At 51.1% G+C, this 3,776-nt stretch carries 7 protein-coding genes; 2 read left to right on the top strand and 5 right to left on the bottom strand.

The annotated features are described in order from the left end of the window. On the top strand, positions 1-580 hold a 580-nt coding region (locus ABJQ89_RS11180), incomplete at its 5' end, for an efflux RND transporter permease subunit (protein WP_348496313.1). Between the two features lie 81 nt (positions 581-661). Here ABJQ89_RS11180 and ABJQ89_RS11175 read toward each other — a convergent pair. Together ABJQ89_RS11175 and ABJQ89_RS11170 are read right to left on the bottom strand one after the other, a co-directional pair. Beyond that, positions 662-1,249: a DUF4202 domain-containing protein gene (locus ABJQ89_RS11175; RefSeq protein WP_348405090.1), complete on the bottom strand. Its 588-nt coding sequence runs from the start codon at positions 1,247-1,249 to the stop codon at positions 662-664. A gap of 110 nt (positions 1,250-1,359) precedes the next feature. Next, entirely contained in the window at positions 1,360-1,932 is a 573-nt protein-coding gene (locus ABJQ89_RS11170; RefSeq protein ID WP_348405098.1) for a TetR/AcrR family transcriptional regulator, read from the bottom strand. Positions 1,933-2,033: 101 nt separating this feature from the next. On the opposite strand from ABJQ89_RS11170, the gene ABJQ89_RS11165 reads away from it, so the two are divergent. Further along, entirely contained in the window at positions 2,034-2,600 is a 567-nt protein-coding gene (locus ABJQ89_RS11165; protein ID WP_348405089.1) for a carboxymuconolactone decarboxylase family protein, read from the top strand. A 39-nt stretch (positions 2,601-2,639) separates the two neighbouring features. Here ABJQ89_RS11165 and flbT read toward each other — a convergent pair whose 3' ends face one another. The 3 genes from flbT to ABJQ89_RS11150 all read right to left on the bottom strand — a co-directional run. Further along, entirely contained in the window at positions 2,640-3,044 is a 405-nt protein-coding gene (gene flbT, locus ABJQ89_RS11160) for a flagellar biosynthesis repressor FlbT (protein WP_348405088.1), read from the bottom strand. Beyond that, positions 3,041-3,412, bottom strand: a complete 372-nt coding sequence (gene flaF, locus ABJQ89_RS11155) for a flagellar biosynthesis regulator FlaF (protein ID WP_348405087.1) — start codon at positions 3,410-3,412, stop codon at positions 3,041-3,043. The genes flbT and flaF overlap by 4 nt, the downstream gene beginning before the upstream one ends. Positions 3,413-3,481: 69 nt before the next feature. Continuing rightward, positions 3,482-3,776, bottom strand: a 295-nt coding sequence (locus ABJQ89_RS11150) for a flagellin (RefSeq protein WP_348496312.1), incomplete at its 5' end; no start/stop codon positions are given.

The raw sequence follows: 3,776 nt of genomic DNA, 5'->3' as shown, positions 1-3,776 counted from the left end.
GTTTACAGGCGAAGCCGCGACCCTGAACGACAGCACTCAGTCGGTGTTTTTGGTCTTCGGAATTGCGCTGGTCGTGGTGCTTTTGGTGCTGGCTGCCCAATTTGAGAGCTTTTCCAGCGCGCTGGTTATCATGATGACGGTGCCTTTTGGTCTCGCTGCGGCGCTTCTGGCGATTTCGGTTAGCGGCGGGTCATTGAATTATTATAGCCAGATCGGGCTGGTGATGTTGATCGGGGTCATGGCAAAAAACGGCATTCTCATCGTTGAATTTGCCAACCAACTGCGCGAAGCCGGGCACGACATTGATACCGCAATCCGAAGCGCGATGCGCCTGCGCATTCGGCCCGTGATGATGACGATGGTGTCCACGGTTCTGGGTGGATTGCCGTTGGTTTTGACGTCTGGTGCAGGCGCCGAAGCGCGTATGGAAGTTGGCTGGGTCATTGTCGGTGGCCTTGGGTTTGCCACTGTGTTTACGCTGTTTCTCACGCCCATATTTTATCGGTGGATCACAGTCTGGGGCAGCAGGCCGGGGGCGGCATCAAGGCGGTTAGATACAGAACTTGCACGTTTGTCGTAGTGTATTCGCGTTTTTCGATGAACTAAGCTACCTCATGTGAGCTAGGCGCCTAGAATGCGATGTACGGACGCTTTCGATGTGTCACGCGGCGGCGCTCATCACGTCTCGCAATGCGTCAGGCAAATCAAACTCGGCGAGAGCCCGGGTGCGTGCGTCGGTCGACATTTTCCGAGCTGTTTTGGCTACGATGTCCAACACTTTTTCATCGGGGTGCTTTTCGGCAAACGGTTTGAAGTACCACTTGATGAAGGTGAAGCAGATGATGTCTTCTAACTGTTGTACTTCGGCGTCTCGTTTTAAACCTTCTTTGCGTAACAAAATACGGACACGCTCGCAGTCTTCGGGGGTATAGTTTGCGTCTTGCATAAAGCCTGCTAACCGGTCGCCATGTGCTTGGGCTTGGTCGCGGCGCCATGTTAAATAGCCCGTTCGTCCCTCCGGGTATTGCGCGCGCTTTATCTGCCAGCGTTCGATGTGTTGGCCGCGTGCCGCGATCCGCAAAACGTCGCTTGCCGTATTACCACACAGGCGGTCTAACTCTGAGGACATGCGCTGACCGTAAAGATAGGCCTCGGGATGCGGAACGCCTTCGTCGTCAATATGGATCGTCGGATCTGCGCGATTTGCGTCATCGATCAGTTTAAGAACGTGGGTCAGCTTTTCTGTCATTGTCGCGCGCTCCATTGGGCTTGGTGATTGAAGATACGGATCATTCAGTAATAAATATGATGGCACGGGTGCCTTCGAATGTCACACCAAAGAGGATCTGGCGTTAGCGCTCAAAGCGCGCTTAGATCATGGGCAATTTCGGCCGCGATAGCGCCCGCATCAACATCGTTGCGTTCTGCCGAGACCCTCAACCCTAGAAGATCTGACTGATATCTACGGGCTAGCACATCGGGACGGTGTTTCGTGCTGATCTCCTCTAGTGCCTGTGCATGAGTGAATAATTCACAAAACTGAGCCTCCATTTTGAGAAGGTGTTGGTTTGCAAGTTCGGCCAATGGATGCTCGCTTGCCTGTAGTTCGAGAAGCGTTCTGGACAACATACACGCCTTGGCTGGTGACTCAGGATTATTCACGACCATTGCTGGAAAGCGTTGCAACGCACAAAGTGGCCCATGCCTTTCTTTCAGTTGGCGAAGTCGGTTCGCACCGTCCGATGCGTATTTTTCTAATGCGAGCGCAAACAGTGCATCCTTTGACCCAAACGCTGCGTAAAAGCTTCCGGGTTTCATGTTCAACTCTGCTTCTAGATTTTTTAATGATGTCCCGGCCCAGCCTTGTCGCCAAAACAAATCGCGGGCGCGCTCGATCAGGTCGTCACGGTTGTAGTTAGGTTTGCGAGGCATTGGGTCACCAATATTTGATTGATCGCTCAAATATATACTTGAGTGATCGCTCAATAAACCCTAGTTAATCCTAGAACGGAAATTTATTAGGAAAGTAAGATATGGCATTCCCCGCACACGATATGGAATCTGCTCCCGAAGGTTCCAAAGCACTGCTCGAGAACTCGCAAAAAGCATTTGGGCGCTTGCCTGGACTGCATAAAGTCCTGGCTGAGAGCCCTCAGTCTTATGAAGCCTACCAATTGCTTCACAAACTGTTCACCGAAACCGATTTTGACGCTGATGAGCTAACCGTAGTTTGGCAGTCTATCAACGTTGAACATGGGTGCCACTACTGCGTTCCAGCGCACACGGGCATTGCCAAAATGATGAAGGTCTCTGATGAGATTACAGAAGCGCTTCGGAATGAAACACCCTTGCCGAACGCGAAGCTCGAAGCACTGCGCACCTTTACGGTGCAAATGGTTCGCGAGCGAGGTAATGTTTCGCAGGGTCAAATGCAGGTATTTTTTGATGCGGGTTATAGTCATCGAGCTGTGCTTGACGTCATTTTAGGGTTGGCTCAAAAAACGATGTCTAACTATATAAACCACGTTGCAGAGACACCGGTTGATGAGGTTTTTCATCCACTGTTGTGGGAAAGAGGCGGTACGCCTTTGAAGGTCTAAAGAAAATAGGCGTGCAAATGACATTTGCACGCCTGAATTTCAGTTCATTCTTGTTGCTAAAATTCGTTCTTCACGGGGTAGTAGTGCACGGAGTGCTTTGAGTGACTTATAGTGTTGTTTTTCTACGAGGCCGCGCGTCGCTTCCGCTAATACGTTACGGCTATCTGTATCAGTAAACACTTGACTTAGCTCTTCTATCTGCCTCAGAAGCTGCAAATGCGCGTCATCTGGATCCTTGTCCCCGGATAGGACAAGTTGCATCGCAAAGCAGGCACGTTTAACTGGGGTTTTTGCGTCTTCGGGATGGATAGCATCGCGTAGACGAAGAATGTTTGCACCGGGCGTCATGATAGCGAGGCGGCTGCGGCGATCTCCATTTTCGATTACAACGCCATTGATCAATACGCGCTCTTTGGGGCTAAGTTTTAAAACCAGACCGGTCATTTTGTCTCTCCCGCTGGGCGCAAGCCGCCTAAAATTGTTGCATTTATTTCGAGAAGCGGTATGGCGGATTCTTCTTTACGAAGTACTTTTTGAGTGTGTAGGCGTGTGAACTCAGCCAGATAGAGGATATTGGCGCGCAATTCGTCGGGCAGTAGGTTACCGTCATCCATCACATCAATTGCGAGTGTTTTCCAAAGTTTGTCATTTTCGTATAACGCCTCAGCCAATGCTGGATATTTATTGGATTTTATCGCTTTTTTCAGGCGATGAGATATTCTTGCGATGACTTCGTATTCTGCACTGCGTGCCGTTCTGGTCGGGGCCGCTGCGGGCGCGTATGCGCTTTGGGCCTGTGCGTATGCGTTCACGATATAACCTTTATTTGGTACTGGTGAAAAGGTTCAGGGGCGCGACGTGCCGCGCCCCTGAGATATCGCTTAACGGAAGAGCGACAGGATGGTCTGTGGTGCCTGATTGGCAATAGACAACGACTGAACACCCAACTGCTGTTGTGTTTGCAGCGCTTGAAGTTTTGCCGAGGTGGCTTCCATGTCGGCGTCCACCAACGCACCGATGCCCGACTTCAGGTTATCGGTCAAAGCGCTGACAAAGTTAGACTGAGTTTCGATACGGCTACCCGCCGAACCCAATGCCGCTGCAGAGTCGATCGATGTTTGGATCAAACCTTCGATTGCAGCTAGCGCAGCTTCGCTACCTTCCGCAGTGGAGACG

The sequence above is a fragment of the Planktotalea sp. genome, from assembly GCF_039984035.1.
In the GTDB taxonomy this organism is placed as follows: Bacteria; Pseudomonadota; Alphaproteobacteria; order Rhodobacterales; family Rhodobacteraceae; genus Planktotalea.
This window is presented reverse-complemented; position numbering and strand designations above follow the sequence as displayed.